Annotated in this window: 12 protein-coding genes; 3 read left to right on the top strand and 9 right to left on the bottom strand. The window is 71.6% G+C overall.

Annotated elements, in window-relative coordinates; translation table 11 throughout:
- Positions 1-59 precede the first annotated feature (59 nt).
- The 4 genes from OHA73_RS00770 to mdlC form a co-directional block, all read right to left on the bottom strand.
- A complete protein-coding gene (locus tag OHA73_RS00770) occupies positions 60-545 on the bottom strand; it encodes a GNAT family N-acetyltransferase (protein ID WP_327653789.1) in 486 nt (161 codons plus the stop codon).
- Between the two features lie 66 nt (positions 546-611).
- Positions 612-1,847 carry an MFS transporter gene (locus OHA73_RS00775; protein WP_327653790.1) on the bottom strand — a complete coding sequence of 412 codons (1,236 nt, stop codon included), beginning with the start codon at positions 1,845-1,847 and terminating at the stop codon, positions 612-614.
- Positions 1,848-1,991: 144 nt separating this feature from the next.
- Entirely contained in the window at positions 1,992-3,467 is a 1,476-nt protein-coding gene (locus tag OHA73_RS00780; RefSeq protein WP_327653791.1) for an aldehyde dehydrogenase family protein, read from the bottom strand.
- Positions 3,468-3,469: 2 nt separating this feature from the next.
- Entirely contained in the window at positions 3,470-5,053 is a 1,584-nt protein-coding gene (gene mdlC / locus OHA73_RS00785; protein WP_327653792.1) for a benzoylformate decarboxylase, read from the bottom strand.
- A gap of 128 nt (positions 5,054-5,181) precedes the next feature.
- On the opposite strand from mdlC, the gene OHA73_RS00790 reads away from it, so the two are divergent.
- Positions 5,182-6,090 (top strand): LysR family transcriptional regulator, encoded by a 909-nt coding sequence (locus tag OHA73_RS00790; RefSeq protein ID WP_267072575.1) that lies wholly within the window; start codon positions 5,182-5,184, stop codon positions 6,088-6,090.
- 40 nt (positions 6,091-6,130) lie between these two features.
- Here the strand turns inward: OHA73_RS00790 and OHA73_RS00795 are convergent, their stop codons facing one another.
- The 4 genes from OHA73_RS00795 to OHA73_RS00810 all read right to left on the bottom strand — a co-directional run bounded on the left by OHA73_RS00795 (position 6,131) and on the right by OHA73_RS00810 (position 10,317).
- Positions 6,131-8,416 carry an FtsX-like permease family protein gene (locus tag OHA73_RS00795; protein ID WP_327653793.1) on the bottom strand — a complete coding sequence of 762 codons (2,286 nt, stop codon included), beginning with the start codon at positions 8,414-8,416 and terminating at the stop codon, positions 6,131-6,133.
- The gene (locus tag OHA73_RS00800; RefSeq protein WP_327653794.1) at positions 8,413-9,108 is read right to left on the bottom strand and encodes an ABC transporter ATP-binding protein; all 696 of its coding nucleotides are present in this window, start codon (positions 9,106-9,108) and stop codon (positions 8,413-8,415) included. The genes OHA73_RS00795 and OHA73_RS00800 overlap by 4 nt, the downstream gene beginning before the upstream one ends.
- The gene (locus OHA73_RS00805; protein ID WP_266718363.1) at positions 9,105-9,629 is read right to left on the bottom strand and encodes a PadR family transcriptional regulator; all 525 of its coding nucleotides are present in this window, start codon (positions 9,627-9,629) and stop codon (positions 9,105-9,107) included. The genes OHA73_RS00800 and OHA73_RS00805 overlap by 4 nt, the downstream gene beginning before the upstream one ends.
- Before the next feature lie 100 nt (positions 9,630-9,729).
- Complete coding sequence (locus tag OHA73_RS00810; RefSeq protein ID WP_327653795.1) at positions 9,730-10,317, bottom strand: TetR/AcrR family transcriptional regulator; 588 nt, start codon at positions 10,315-10,317, stop codon at positions 9,730-9,732.
- A 114-nt stretch (positions 10,318-10,431) separates the two neighbouring features.
- On the opposite strand from OHA73_RS00810, the gene OHA73_RS00815 reads away from it, so the two are divergent.
- The gene (locus OHA73_RS00815) at positions 10,432-11,217 is read left to right on the top strand and encodes an SDR family oxidoreductase (RefSeq protein ID WP_327653796.1); all 786 of its coding nucleotides are present in this window, start codon (positions 10,432-10,434) and stop codon (positions 11,215-11,217) included.
- Between the two features lie 208 nt (positions 11,218-11,425).
- Positions 11,426-11,914 (top strand): hypothetical protein, encoded by a 489-nt coding sequence (locus tag OHA73_RS00820; RefSeq protein ID WP_327653797.1) that lies wholly within the window; start codon positions 11,426-11,428, stop codon positions 11,912-11,914.
- A gap of 49 nt (positions 11,915-11,963) precedes the next feature.
- Here OHA73_RS00820 and OHA73_RS00825 read toward each other — a convergent pair whose 3' ends face one another.
- On the bottom strand, positions 11,964-14,357 hold the full coding sequence (locus OHA73_RS00825; RefSeq protein ID WP_327658375.1) for an excinuclease ABC subunit UvrA: 2,394 nt from the start codon (positions 14,355-14,357) through the stop codon (positions 11,964-11,966).
- Position 14,358: the final 1 nt, after the last annotated feature.

Genomic DNA, 14,358 nt, shown 5'->3' on the forward strand with positions numbered 1-14,358 from the left:
CGCTGGTTAGGTAACCCTAACTCAACGGATGGCCCGCGTCCGCCCCACCCCACCAGGGCCTATAGGGCGCGGTGCATGATGTGCAGTCCGACCCTGCCGTGCCGCGGGTGGTCGTACGCCTCGGGCACCGTGCCGAGGATCGTGAAGCCGAGTGAAGTCCACAGCCGTACGGCCGGGTTGGTCTCGACGACGGCGTTGAAGACCATGGCGCGGTAGCCGTCCTGCTCGGCCACGGCCAGCACGTGTTCGGCGAGGGCGCGGCCGTAGCCGTGGCCGCCGTGGTCGGGGTCGACCATGAACCCGGCGTTCGCGGTGTCCCGCGCCGGGCCGCCGTAGTTGGGCTTCACGTAGGCCGTCGCGACGAGCGTGCCCGCGTCGTCCTCCATGACGAGGACGCGCTTGCCCGAGCCCTCGGTCCACAGGGCGCGGGCCTCGGGCTCGCTGGTGTCGGGATCCCAGGCATAGGTCTCGCCCTCGCGCACGATCCGCCGCCAGAACGGCCAGATCCGCTCCCAGTCCCCGTCCCGGATGTCTCTGATCTTCATGGGGCCGAGTCTGGCACGGGGTCCGGCCGCCCTGCCGGGGCGCCCAGTTGGTGAACTCGGGGCTGGTCAGCCGGTGAACGCCGCGCTCGGTGACCTGGCCCCACGGTCCTCGGATGCCGGCGGAGCCAGGAGCAGCATCGCGCCGAGCCCGAGGGCCGCGACGCCCGCGAAGAACCAGAAGCCCCAGGGGTGGGCGATGCCCGCCGTGACCAGGGCGCCGGTGACGAACGGTCCGGTGATCGAGCCGAGCCGGCCCACCGCGGAGGCGAGGCCGAGCGCGGTGCCGCGGGTGCGGGCCGGGAAGACATGGGCCACGTACCCGTAGATGAGGACCTGCGCGGAGAACACGAAGACGCCGGTGAGCAGCACCAGTGCGTTCAGCAGCAGGCTGCTTTCGATGCGCAGGCTCAGGACGGCGAGCAGCACGGCGCCCGCCGCGAACCAGATGCGGGCCACCCGCCGGATGCCGTACTTGTCGGCGACGATGCCCGCGACGACGAGCCCGATGACGGCGCCGACGTTGAGGACCAGCAGGAGCGCGATGGAGCGGGAGATGGGATAGCCCGCGCTGCGCATGAGTTGGGGCAGCCAGGTGTTGAGCCCGTAGACGAGCAGCAGGCCCATGAAGGAGCCGCCCCACACGGCGAGCGTGGTGCGGCGCACGCGCGGGCCGAGCAGGTCGCGCATGCCGATGCGTTCGGTCTCGGGCTGCTGTTTGGCGGCGAGGTACGCGGCGGACTCCGGCAGCTTCCACCACATCAGCGGGACGACGAGCAGCAGGCCCGCGACTCCCCCGCCGTAGAACAGCCAGTGCCAGTCACCGGCCACGGCGAGCGCGAGCACCGAGGTGAGCACCGCGCCGACGTGGTAGCCGGTCATGGTGAACGTGCTGGCGCTCGCGCGGCGGCGTTCGGGCAGGTTCTCCGACATGACGGTCAGGGCGACCGGCATGCAGGCGCCGAGGCCGAGCCCGGCGAGGAAGCGCAAGCCGCCGAACACGGCCACGTTCGGGGCGAGCGGTGTCACCAGGGTGAACACCGAGAACAGCAGCACCGAGCCGATGAGCATGCCGCGCCGGCCGAAGCGGTCGGTGAGCGGTCCGAGCCCCGCGGCGCCGACCGCGACCCCGACGAGGGACACGGTGGCGACCGCGGTGGCATCGGCCGCGGTGAAACCGAGGTGGTGCGTCTTGAGCAGGGTGGGGATGGTGGCGCCGAGCGCCACCAGGTCGTACCCCTCGAGCAGTACGGTCAGCCAGCACAGCACCGCCGTGCCGGCTGCCCGCTTGGGAGACGTCGTCATTGGCGTGCTCCTTGCCTGATGAGCGGATGGGGACGGGGACGCGCTGCTCCTGGACGACAGGGGATTTTTACGGCGGGGGACTTTGACGACAGGGGACTTTGACGGTGGGGGACTTTTACGGTGGGGCCGGATCCTCTGCGGGAATCAGAAGGGGTACGGCGCGATCTGCGGGCGCACGGTCACCCACTGCGTCTCGGTGAACGCCTCGATGTTGGCCTGCGCGCCGCCGAACCGGGATCCGTTTCCGGAGTCGCCGACACCGCCGAAGGGCGCGCCGGGCTCGTCCATGACGGTCTGTTCGTTGATGTGCACCTTGCCGGAGCGGATCCGGTCGGCGAGGGTCATCGCGGTGCCGACGTCGCCGAGGATGCCGACGGACAGGCCGTACGGCGAGGCGTCGACGATGCGGGCCGCCTCGTCGAGGTCGCGGTAGGTGCGCACGGGCGCGACGGGCCCGAAGATCTCCTCGCGCCAGGCCGGGCTGTCGTCGTCGAGGCCGGTGAGCACGGTCGCCGGATAGTACGGGGCGTCGGCCTTGCCGCCCGCGGCGACCTTCGCGCCCGCGGCGACCTTCGCGCCCGCGGCGACGCTGTCGGTCACCACCTTGTCGATGTGGGCGAGTTGCCGACTGTCGATGATCGGCCCGAGCGCGACGTCGCCGGCGGCGGGGTCACCGACGGGGAGGTGCGCGGCCTTCTCCGCGAGCAGCGCCACGTACTCCTCGGCCTGCGACTCGTGGACGAGGTGACGGCCGGTCGCCATGCAGATCTGGCCCTGGTGGAGGTACGAGCCGAACGCGCCGGCCGAGGCGGCCGCCGGGAGGTCCGCGCCGGGCAGCACGACGAGCGCGTTGTTGCCGCCGAGTTCGAGGTGGACCTTCTTGAGGTTCCGGGCGGCGGCCTCACCGACCTTACGCCCGGCGGCAGTTGACCCGGTGAAGGAGACGACGGAGACCTCGGGCGCCTCGACGACGGCGGCGCCGACACTCGCGTCGCCGGGCAGCAGGTGCAGCAGCCCCTCGGGCAGCCCGGCCTCCTCGAAGATACGGACGATGGTGACACCACCGCAGACCGCGGTGCGCGGGTCCGGCTTGAGGAGCACGGCGTTGCCGAGGGCGAGCGCGGGCGCGACGGAGCGGATGCCGAGGATCAGCGGGAAGTTGAACGGCGCGATGACCGATACGACGCCCGCGGGCACGCGGCGCGCGAACGACCAGCGGGGCTCGCCGCTGCTGAGCACGTCGCCGAGCGGGTGCGCGGGCAGGGCCGCGTCCTCGTAGCACTCGGCGGCGGCGAAGTCGGTCTCGACGGTCGCCTTGGCGCGCGTCGAGCCGGCCTCGCGGACGATCCAGTCCTTGATCTCCTCGGCGTGCTCGGCGAACAGGTCACCGGCCCGGCGCAGCACGGCGGCGCGCTCGGCGGGGGCGGTGCGGGCCCACTCCTGCTGCGCCTCGGCGGCGCGGGCCGCTGCGCGGGACACGTCGTCGGCGGTGGCGTTGCCGATCACACCGAGCCGCCGCCCGGTGGCGGGTTCGACGACGGCGGACGTGCCCCCACTTCCCGCGGTCCAGCCGTCGAGGTGGATGCGCTCGTGCCATACGGGGTCTTCGAGGAGAGTCATGTTCACTCCGGTGAGGTGGGGTGGGTGTCGACCTGGATGAGCCGGGGTCCTTCGGTCGCGTTCTTCTTCAACTGCTCGCGCAGGTCGGCGAGTTCGGTCACGGCGGTGGCGGGCACGCCGTACCCCGCGGCGAGCGCGGTGAAGTCGAGGCCGGGAATCTCGGTGCCCGGCACGTCGGGGGTGTCGAGCAGCGTCCCGAACCAGCGCAGCGCACCGTACGTGCCGTTGCGCAGGATGAGGAAGGTGACCGGTACCCGGTAGTGGGCGGCGCTCCACAGCGCCGTGATCCCGTAGTTGGCGGAGCCGTCGCCGACGACCGCGACGACCGGGCGGTCCGGGTCGCCCATCGCCGCGCCGACGGCGGCGGGCAGGCCGAAGCCGAGACCGCCGGAGGCCGGGAAGAAGTAGGAGCCGGGGCGCCGCAGGTCCATCTGCCGCCACCAGGCGCCGTTGGTGGAGGTCGACTCGACGACGTAGCGGGTGTCGGGCGGCTGGGTGTCGCGGAGGGCGGCGAAGACTTCCTCGGGGTGGAGGGCTCCGCCGGTGGCGGTGGCGGGTTCGGGCGGGGGTGTGAACTCCCTTGGCCCGCTTGCCCGTTGTGGCAGCCGGTCCAGCAGCGCCGTCAACACGGGACCCGGATCCGCGACCAGCGCCTCCCCCATCGGTGCGCGGGCCGCGGCGCCCGCGTCGTCGGTGACCTGGATCAGCCGGGCGCCGTCCGGCAGGTAGGGGCCCGCTACGTGCTGGTGGTAGCGGAAGACGGGCGCGCCGACGACGAGCACCAGGTCGTGCCCGGCCAGCGCCGACGACACGGAGCCGATTCCGGCGGGCAGCACACCACGCAGCAGCGGATGCCGGTTGGGGAACGGGAGGCGGTGCGGCGAGGGCGCCACCCACACCGGCAGGTCGAGGTGTTCGGCGCAGGCCACGGCCCGGTCGAAGTACCCGGCCGCGTCGATGTCACCGCCGAGGACGAGCACGGGATTGCGGGCGGCGCCCACTTCCCTTACGAGGTCGTCGAGTTGCTCCTCGTCCGGGGCGAGCCCGCGGCGCACTCGCCGCTCCAGGACCTCGCAGGCCCCCGGGTCGACGTCGGCGTCCCAGTCGTCGTACGGCACGGAGAGATAGGTCGGGCGGCGCTGCAACTCGGCTTCGAAGACCGTCTGGGCCAGCGAGCGCGGGACGTCGGCGGCGCAGGCGGGTTCGGCGGAGTGGCCGACGAGCGGGCGCATCAGCTGCGGGGCGTCGACGTTGGCGAGCATCGCCTCCAGGCCGACGGCGGAGCGCACCTGCTGGCCCGCCGTGAGCACCAGTGGCGAGCGCGCGTACACCGCGTTGGTGAGCGCGCCCATCGCGTTGCCGGAACCGGCGGCCGCGTGCAGATTGACCAGCGCGGGGCGGCCTGTGGCCTGGGCGTATCCGTCGGCCATGCCGGCGACGACGCCTTCGTGCAGACCGAGGACGTAGCGGAAGGACTCGGGGAGTCCCGCCAGGAAGGGCAGTTCGTTCGAGCCGGGGTTCCCGAAGATCGTGGTCAGGCCCTGTCGCTCGAGGAACGCGTGGGCGATCCGGCGTGCGGTCGGCATGCGCAGACTCCTCCTTGACCGGCGGTGATGTGGTTGAGCCTAGAAATAAAGCCGACCGTGATCCAATCAATGTTGCCTACCCGCTTCATAGACAGCATCGATAATGGGGGCAACAGACGGGAGCGATCATGCGGGACTTCGACCTCAACCTCGTACGGACCTTCGTGCTGCTCTACGAGACCCGGAGCGTGACGGCGACCGCCGAGGCCCTGCACGTGACCCAGCCGACCGTGAGCTATGGGCTGCAGAAGCTGCGCCGCCGCTTCGACGACGAGCTCTTCCGCCGCACAGGCGCGGGGCTCGCCCCGACGACCACGGCCCGCGCCCTGTACGAGCCGCTGCACCGCGCCCTCTCGGAGATCGATACGACCGTGAGCGGCTCCCGCTCCTTCGACCCGGCGACGGCGCGCGCCGCGTTCACCGTGTGCCTGTCCGACCTGGGCGAGGTGGCCCTGCTGCCGCGCCTGATGGCCGCGCTGCCGCGGCAGGCGCCGGGCGCCACGCTCACGGTGCGGCCGCTCGACATCCGTGGCGCCGCCGACCAGTTGGGCCGCGGGGAGATCGACGCGTTCATCGCCTCGCCGCTGCTCGGCTCGGCGCGGGTGGCACGGATCCCGCTGTTCTCCGAGGGATACGTCGCCGTGGTGGCCCGCGACCACCCACGGCTGCGCGGCCGCTCCGTGGACCTGGCCGCGCTCGGCGCCGAGCAGCATGTGACGGTCTCAGGACCCGCCGGGCACGAGGGGCCGCGCCGCGCCCTGGAGGCGCACGGTCTGCTGCACCGCGTGGTGTTGGACGTGACCCGGTTCGCGGGCCTGCCGTACCTCATCCAGGACAGCGAGCTCGTCGCGGTGGCGCCCCGGTTGGTGGCCCGCATGTTCGCCGCCGACCACCGGGTGCGGCTCCTTGAGCTTCCGATCGACATCGAACCGGCGCAGGTCTCCGTCTACGCCCGCCACGCGCACGCCCGCACTCCGGCGCAGCACTGGCTGGTGGACTTCATGCGGGACACGCTGGTCGACGCGACGCAGGCGTGAAGCGCGGCGCCCGCCGTGAGGGGCGGGCGCCGTGGTGTTGTCAGTCGTTGCGCGCCGTCTCCGGTCCGGTGATCCGCCGCAGCAGCGGCAACGTGGAGGCGATGACGGCGAGCGAGACGACCATCCCGGCGAGGGTCAGGCCGTAGTAGCCCGGCCCCGGCGCTCGTATCGAGTAGTCGAACTGCGCCTGGAGGAACAGTTGGGCGGTCAGGAAGCCCAACCCGATGGCAAGCGCCGCGACGATCAGCAGCGGCGCGGCGCTCTCCAGGAGCACCACCCGGCGCAGGGTGCTCAGCGGCACTCCGCTCAGCCGCAACAGGGCGAAGGGGCGCTTGCGTTCGTTCAGTCCCCCGGCGACGGCGACCGCCAGGCTGCATCCGGCGATCGGGAAGCTGATCACGATGACGACGGTGGCCAGCTGCCGGTACGCCGCGATGTCGCCCCACCGCTGCCCATAGTCCTCCTCGACCGTGTACGGCGGCAGTTCGTCCGGGTACGCCGCGGTGAGGAGCGTGCGAACGCGCTCGACCGCCGCGGTGGAGCCGTCCGTCGTCACCATGATCTCGCTCACCGGCAGGGACTCGAGGCGCTGCGGTTCGATCTTCGCCGCGGGCCAGACTGCGGGCAGGGCCGCCTGGTCCTCGTGCATGCCGAGGCGGGAGAAGTCCGGTGGGATCGCGGCGGCCCGGGCCCCCTCCGGGCACCTGTTGTGTGCGGGCATCCGTGCCAACTCGGCGCAGGGGACCAGGCCCGCCAGGATCGGCGGCTCCCCCTTCGGCGGGTGCGGCTCGGCGGGATCCGGTATGCGGAGCGGATTCGTGCGGACCACCATGACGCTCTGGACACCGGGCACGGACTCCAGCTCCGACCGGGTCGCGGCTGGCAGCGCTGCCGGGGGGTTCCGCGGGGACCCGGACTGCCAGTCGTAATCGCCGACCACCGAGCTGCCGAACGCCACCTTGTTCTCGGGCACTCCGCTCTCCGCGACCACCGCGGTGATGATTCCGACCGCCGTACTGGTGACACAGAGCGCGAGGACGAGGCCGCTGACCGCGCGGAACCCGGCCTTCGGGTCGTCCGCGAGGCGCCGCCCCGCGACGAGCAGCGCCGGTCGGCCGGTGAACCGGACAAGCAGCCGCGCCCCGGCCATCGTCAGCCACGGGCCCGCGAGGACGATGCCGACCAGGATCAGCAGGATGCCGGGGACGAAGGCGAGTATCTGGCCCGAACTGCCGTCGGGAACGCGCCCGATGACCCACCACAGCTGACCGAGGCCGAGCGCCGCAGGGATGAGCCGCCAGGCCCGTGGCGGCCGGGGCGTGGTCCGGCGGGTCACACCGAGCGGCGATACCCGCACGCGGCGCAGTGCCACGCGCGACGCGACCGCCGCGGCCACCGGCACACCCACGGCGACGAGCAGCACTTCGGCCGCGCCGAGCGACATGTCCCCGGTGAAGAACGGGGTACCGGTCAGGTCGGCGCGCGCCACCAGGGGACGCAGGGCGTACCAGAGGACGAAGCCCACCGCCGTACCGGCGACGGCGGCGACCGCGGACTCGACCGTGGAGATCAGCGACACCTGTCCTGGTGTCGCGCCGACCAGGCGCATCGCGGCGAAGCGCTGCTCGCGGCGGGCGGCGGCGAGGCGGCTGGCCGTACCGGTCAGGATCAGCACGGGGAAGATCAGTGCCAGGGCGACCACCGAGAGGATGAGCGCCATGCCCTCGGCGTTGATGCCGGTGGCGACGTCACAGTTGGGACCGCTGCAGCTGCTGGGTGAGTGGGTCTCGATGGTCGTGACGCGCCGGGCGCCCTCCTTCCCCGCAAGGTCGCCGGGGCGGTGTCCGACCACGACGACGAGCGAGTCGGGTCCGGGCAGCGCGGACTTCCCGATCGTGCCCGCCCGGCGGCCGGGATAGCGGTCCGCCAGCTCCCCGGCGGGCGTGGCGCGCAGCAGCTCGGCGAGCGCCGGGGAGACGTAGTACTCGCCGGGGCCCGGGAGGCGTGGCAGGCCCGGTGGCACCGGCGCGTTCGGCCCCGTGGCCGCCACGTCGACACGGCCGATGAGCCCGCCGTCGTAGTGGTCGGCCCGCAGCAGCCACCACAGCGGGTCGGCGCCCGCGGCCCGCGCGCTCCTGCTCTGGGTGAACTCGGCGCCGGTGTTGAGCCAGGCGTTGCGGTCGTTCTGGGTCCGGGTGGCCTGGATGGCGGCGAGTGTGGACAGCAGCAGCGCGACTCCCACCGCCACCGCGGCGGCGATCACGGTCAGCCGCATCAGCGCCTCGCGGCCGCCCGCGACGGTGAGGCGGAGCGCGAGCCTGATCATGAGACCGCCCGTTCGATGGAGAGCGGTGTCACCCTGCCGTCGCGAACGATGACCTCCCGGTCGGCGAAGGCGGCGACGCGCGGCTCGTGGGTGACGAGGACGACGGTGGTGCCCTGCTCGCGGGCGGAGCCGACCAGCAGGTCCATCACCTGTTCACCGGTGAGCGAGTCGAGGGCGCCGGTGGGCTCGTCGGCGAAGAGCACTCGCGGCCTGGCGACCAACGCCCGCGCCAGCGCGACCCGTTGCGCCTGTCCGCCCGACAACTCACCGGACCTGCGTCCTTCGAGACCGGCCAGACCGAGCCGCTCGAACCAGCCGCGGGCCTCGCGCAGCGCGGTGGAACGCCGGCCACGCGCGAGGAGCAGCGGCAGCGCCACGTTCTCCTCGGCCGTCAACTCGGGTACGAGCTGGCCGAACTGGAAGACGAAGCCGAAGCGGTCGCGGCGCAGCGCGCTGCGTTCGGCCTCCCGCATGGCGTCGATGCGCCGCCCGTCATAGAGGATCTCGCCCTCGTCGGGCACCAGGATTCCCGCGAGGCAGTGCAACAGCGTCGACTTGCCGGAGCCGCTCGGCCCCGTCACGGCGACGATCTCGCCCTGCGCCAAGGCCAGTTCGGCGCCCCGCAGTGCGGGGGTGCTACCGAACGAGAGCACCACGTCGCGTGCTTCGACCAGGCTCGTCACCGCACTCATGAGCGCACCTCCGCCGCGAGCGCGCCGAGCCGCGCCACGGTCATGTCGATCCAGCGCAGGTCGGCTTCGAGGTGGAAGAGACCGTGGTCGGCGAGCAGCCTGTCGACGAGTTCCCCGGTGCGGCGCATCTCGGTCAGCTCGCGCATCCGGTACATGTGGGCGGCCCGCTGGGTGTCGAGGTACGCCTGGGCGTCCCGCTCCAGGAGCAGAGCGAGGACGACCTTGGTGAACAGCACGGTCTGCAGGTGCTGTTCGGGGGCGACCGGCTCGACGAGCCAGGCCTCCACCTGCGTGACCCCGCTGTCGGTGATCACATACCGCTTGCGGTCCGGCCCCTCCCCCGGCTCGGACTCGCCGACCGCCACCTTCCCGTCCCGGGCGAGGCGGCGCAGCGTCGAGTAGACCTGGCCGTAGGGCAGTGGCTTGCCCCGACCGAAGTACGTGTCGTAGTTCCGCTTGAGGTCATAGCCGTGGCTCGACTCACGTTCGAGGAGCCCGAGGAGCGCCAATGGAACGGTCATACCTTGGTGTATACGCCGGGTGTATACGCCCGGTCAATACGCCAATGAGCGTGACGCGCCTGCGTCCAACTAACTGATCTTGATGGGAAGTTGAGCGTCCTCAGGCCTCTCGGACCGTGTACGGCAGCGCGTCCACGAGTCCGGCCAGATCCGCCTCGGTCGGCGCGCTCTCGAGAAAGACCACGCGGTACAGCGCGTAGCCGAGCCAGCTGTCGATCACCGCTCCGGTGTCGAGGCCGGCGGGCAGCTCGCCCCGCGCGATACCGCGCCGCAGCAGTGCGGCCCCCGGTTCGCTCCAGGCCTTGAGGAGGTCCCGCAGCTCCGCGCGTCCCGCCTCGCCGCGCTCGACGAGCGCACCGGCCACGACGCTCGGGTCACCGAGCAGCGTCAGCGTTCGGACGAGGTCGGCGACGTGCGCCCGCGCGTCCTCGCGCACGGAGCCGGTGTCCGGCTGCGGGACCGGCGCCAGCTGATCGGTGACGGCCTCGGTGATCACCGCCGCCTTGTTCGGCCACCAGCGGTAGAGCGTCATCTTGGCGACGCCGGCGCGGGCGGCGATCCGCTCCATCGTGACCTTGTGATACCCGAGCTCGGCGACGAGTTCCCGCGCGGCACGCAGTACCGCCGCGTGCGCCTGCGGGTCGCGGTAGCGCCCGCGCCTGGGCCGGGGAGCCGTCGACTCGTCCATGCCTCACTCCGATCCCGCATGTGGGAATTTCTAGACAGTACGTATCGTCTAAGAATAGTGACAGGCCCGTCGGGCGACGGCGGACCGCGACACAGTCCCCTCAGGAGGTCCGCGATGAACAACAGGTTCGACGGCAAGGTCGTCCTCATCACCGGTGGCGGCTCTGGCCTCGGCAGGTCCGCCGCGCTGCGGGTCGCGGCCGAGGGCGCGAAGCTGGCGCTCGTCGACGTGAACGCGGAAGGGCTCGCGCAGAGCGCGGCCGATATCGAGACGGCCACGCCGGGCGCCGAGGTGCTGACGCTCACCGCCGATGTCAGCGACGAGGCGGAGGTCACGCGCTACGTGGCCGAGACCACACGGGCCTACGGCCGGATCGACGCCTTCTTCAACAACGCGGGCATCGAGGGCAAGCAGAACCTCACCGAGGAGTTCGGCAGCGACGAGTTCCAGCGCGTCGTCGACATCAACCTGCGGGGCGTCTTCCTCGGCCTCAAGCACGTCCTCGCCGTCATGCGCGAGCAGGGCAGCGGCACCGTCGTGAACACCGCCTCGGTGGGCGGCATCCGCGGTGTGGGCAACCAGTCCGGTTACGCGGCCGCCAAGCACGGCGTCGTCGGCCTGACCCGCAATTCGGGAGTGGAGTACGGCCGCTTCGGCATCACGGTGAAGGCCATCGCGCCCGGCGCGATCATGACGCCCATGGTCGAGGGCTCGCTCAAGCAGCTCGACCCGGTGAACTGGGAGGAGGCCGGCCGCCAGTTCGTCAGCACCAACCCGATGAAGCGCTTCGGGCGCCCCGAGGAGGTCGCCAACCTGGTGGCCTTCCTCCTCTCCGACGAGGCGCCCTTCATCAACGCCACGGTCGTCCCGATCGACGGCGGCCAGTCCGAGCAGTACTGACGGGGCCTCCCTGCGTCACATACCGGCGGATCGGCGCCGCCGTCCACGTCGGCCGGCACCGGTCCGCGGGTACAGCGCCCGCGAGTGGCGAAAGTCTCCGGCTCCTCAACCCCACCCCGGATGTACCCACGTCACCTGATCGACGTAGGGTCCCCTTTTGTTCACCCGCAGGGTGACATCAAGACCTCGACGACCAGGAGCTCTTCCCGTGCCCGCACCGTCCACTGCCCCGGCGCCCATCTACGACCGACTCGTCGACGAGCACGGTGATGTGCTCGCCGACGCGCGTGAGGCCGCGCACAAGGCCGAGCGCACCGCGGAAGGCGTGCTCGACTTCGGGCACGCGGAGGCCCCCCAGACCCACCAGGCTCCCCAGGCCCCGCAGTCCTTCCAGGGCTCGCAGTCCCTCCAGGGCCAGCAGGCCCCCCAGGCCGCCGCCCTCGACCAGGCGCAGGCGCCGCAGGGTCAGCAGTCCCCGCAGGGTCAGCAGGCACAGCACGGTCAGCAGAACCCGCAGGGTCAGCAGGCCCAGCACGGTCAGCAGAACCCGCAGGGTCGGCAGAACCCGCAGGCCCCCCAGGGCCAGCACGCACCCCAGGGCCAGCAGGCACCGCAGGGACAGCACGCACCCCAGGCACCGCACTTCCCCCAGGCCCCTCAGGCCCAGCAGTCCCCCGCCCCGACGCAGGAGGGCTGACCGCGACCGCGGCCGGTCAGGACCCTCCCGGTCGGTCGGCGGCGCCCGGTCAGGCCCCCACGTACTGCGCCAGGTGCTCGCCGGTGAGAGTGGAGCTGTCGGCGACGAGGTCGGCGGGGGTTCCCTCGAAGACGACCTTGCCGCCTTCGTGTCCCGCACCGGGGCCCAGGTCGATGATCCAGTCGGCGTGCGCCATCACGGCCTGGTGGTGCTCGATGACGATGACCGACTTGCCGGAGTCCACGAGCCGGTCGAGCAGCGCGAGCAGCTGTTCGACGTCCGCCAGGTGCAGACCCGTGGTCGGCTCGTCCAGGACGTAGACACCCCCCTTGTCGGCCATGTGCACGGCGAGCTTGAGCCGCTGCCGCTCGCCGCCGGAGAGCGTCGTCAGCGGCTGCCCGAGGGTGAGGTAGCCGAGCCCGACGTCCTCGAGCCGCTCGAGGATCTTGTGCGCGGCCGGCGTGCGCGCCTCCCCCGCGCCGAAGAACTCCACCGCCTCGGTCACCGGCATCGCGAGCACCTCGCTGATGTCCTTGCCCCCGAAGTGGTAGTCGAGCACCGAGGCCTCGAACCGCTTGCCGTCGCACTCCTCGCAGGTCGCGGCCGCGGTCGCCATGATCCCGAGGTCGGTGTAGACGACTCCCGCGCCGTTGCAGGTCGGGCAGGCGCCCTCCGAGTTGGCGCTGAACAGCGCGGGCTTCACGCCGTTGGCCTTCGCGAACGCCTTGCGGATGGGCTCGAGGAGCCCGGTGTACGTGGCCGGGTTGCTGCGCCGTGAGCCGCGGATCGGGGTCTGGTCGACCGCCACCACGCCGTCGTCGGCGGGGATGGAGCCGTGCACGAGCGAGCTCTTGCCCGAACCAGCGACACCGGTGACCACCGTGAGCACCCCGAGTGGAATGTCGACGTCGACGTCCCTCAGGTTGTGCGCGTTCGCCCCGCGGATCGCGAGCTTGCCGGTGGGCTCGCGCACGGTGTCCTTGACCGCGGCCCGGTCGTCGAGGTGCCGCCCGGTGATGGTGTCACTGGCGCGCAGCTCCTCGACGGTGCCCTCGAAGCAGACGCTGCCGCCGCCCGTGCCTGCGCCGGGGCCGAGGTCCACGACGTGGTCGGCGATGGCGATGGCCTCCGGCTTGTGCTCCACGACCAGCACGGTGTTGCCCTTGTCCCGCAGCCGGAGCAGCAGCTTGTTCATCCGCTGAATGTCGTGCGGGTGCAGGCCGATGGTGGGCTCGTCGAAGACGTAGGTGACGTCGGTGAGCGAGGAGCCGAGGTGACGGATCATCTTGACGCGCTGCGCCTCGCCGCCGGACAGCGTGCCCGCCGCCCGGTCGAGTGAGAGATAGCCGAGGCCGATCTCCTCGAACGACTCCAGGGTGTGCCGCAGCTTGGCGAGCAGCGGGGCGACCGACGGCTCCTTGAGGCCGCGCACCCACTCCGCCAGGTCCCTGATCTCCATCGCGCACAGGTCGGCGATGCTCTTGCGCTTGATCTTCGAGGAACGGGCCAGCTCGCTGAGCCGGGAACCCTCGCAGTCGGGGCAGGTCTGGAAGGTGACCGCCCGGTCCACGAAGGCCCGGATGTGCGGCTGCATCGACTCCCGGTCCTTGGACAGGAAGGTCTTCTGGAGCTTCGGGATCAGGCCCTCGTAGGTGAGGTTGACACCGTTGATCTTGACCTTGGTGGGCTCACGGTGAAGGAAGTCGTGCCGCTCCTTCTTGGTGTACTTGCGGATCGGCTTGTCCGGGTCGAAGAAGCCCGAGTCCCTGATGACCCGCACCACCCAGCCGTCCCCGGTGTACGTGGGGATGCTGAACGGGTCCTCGTTGAGCGACTTGGAGTCGTCGAAGAGCTGGGCCAGGTCGATGTCCGAGACCGTGCCCCGGCCCTCGCAGTGGGTGCACATGCCGCCGGTGCGGCTGAAGGACACCTTCTCCGTCCTGGTCTTGTCGGAGCCCCGGTCGACCGTGATCCCGCCCTGAGCCGAGACCGACGCGACGTTGAAGGAGTAGGCGCCGGGTCCGCCGATATGCGGCTTCGCGAGCCGGCTGTAGAGGATGCGCAGCATCGCGCTGGCGTCGGTGGCGGTGCCGACCGTGGAGCGCGGGTCGGAGCCCATCCGCTGCTGGTCGACGGTGATCGCGGTGGTCAATCCGTCCAGCACGTCGACCTCGGGCCGCGCGAGCGTCGGCATGAAGCCCTGGAGGAACGCGCTGTACGTCTCATTGATCATCCGCTGCGACTCGGCGGCGATCGTGTCGAACACCAGCGAGCTCTTGCCCGACCCCGAGACCCCGGTGAACACCGTCAGGCGTCGCTTGGGCAGCTCGATGCTGACGTCCTTGAGGTTGTTCTCCCGCGCGCCGTGCACACGGATCAGGTCGTGGCTGTCGGCGGGGTGCGACGTCGACGACGCTGCGCCCTTCCTCGCGACCTTGCTCATC

It is taken from the genome of Streptomyces sp. NBC_00483 (assembly GCF_036013745.1).
GTDB lineage: Bacteria > Actinomycetota > Actinomycetes > Streptomycetales > Streptomycetaceae > Streptomyces.